The 897-nt window shown below is 66.8% G+C and carries 1 protein-coding gene; it reads left to right on the top strand.

What is annotated here, in order from left to right:
* Window positions 1-106: 106 nt before the first annotated feature.
* Window positions 107-897: IS21 family transposase (gene istA, locus FS320_RS44275; RefSeq protein ID WP_152718766.1), on the top strand; the 791-nt coding region annotated here is incomplete at its 3' end.

Raw genomic sequence — 897 nt, 5'->3', positions numbered from 1 at the left:
TGTAGCGCGACGCGCGATCCTGTGAGTAAGGCGACGGCCAGATTTACGAGATGTCGCCTCCGGTTGAAGTCGACCTACCGTGTCGCGGGACGACGCGGAGGAGCGCATGAGCCGGCTCGATCAGGAGGCTCGGATGGCTATCAAGGCATTAGTGTCGCGGGGAGCGACAAACAGTGAGATCGCCCGCTTGCTGGGCGTGACGGAAGGCGCGGTCAGGTATCATGTGAAGCGGCTCGACAGCGGTCAGACGGACGGCCGCGCGCGCCAGAATTTCAAAGCCGAGGCCGTTTCCGCCGTCATCGACCAGTGGCGGGTCAGCCAGGGGGACGGTCCGATCAATCTGGCCGCCCTGCATGCCTGGCTGCGGGGCGAGCACGGCTATACGGGCAGCCTGAGATCCGTTCAGCGGTTTTGGCACCACGCCTATCCGGCTCCGGCCATCCGCGCCCGCCGGCGGGTTGAGACCCCTTCCGGGGCCCAGGCGCAGGTGGACTGGGCGCACTTTCCGGGCGTGATCCTGGCCGGCGTCCCGACCGATCTTCTGGCCCTGCACATGGTGCTGTCGTTTAGCCGCAAGCAGGCGATCGTCTGGTCGCCGACCAAGGACATGCTGGCCTGGCTGGGCTGCCATTCGGCCTGCTTCACCCGCTTGGGCGGCGTACCGGCGACCGTGCGCATCGACAACGAGAAGACCGCGATCTCCCGCGGGGCCGGCGCCTGGGGCGTGATCAATCCCACCTATCGCCGCTATGCGGCGACCATGAAGTTCCACATCGACGCCTGTCCGCCACGCCAGCCCCAGTGCAAGGGGAAAGTGGAGCGGCGGGTGCGCGATCAGCGCCTGGCGATCAATCCCTATGGCCGCCCCTTTGTGAGCTTGGCCGAGCTGCAGCAGTG

This window comes from Microvirga tunisiensis (assembly GCF_009296175.1).
Lineage (GTDB): Bacteria > Pseudomonadota > Alphaproteobacteria > Rhizobiales > Beijerinckiaceae > Microvirga > Microvirga tunisiensis.
The sequence above is the reverse complement of the archived record's forward strand: the minus strand, read 5'-3'. Positions and strand labels throughout refer to the sequence as shown.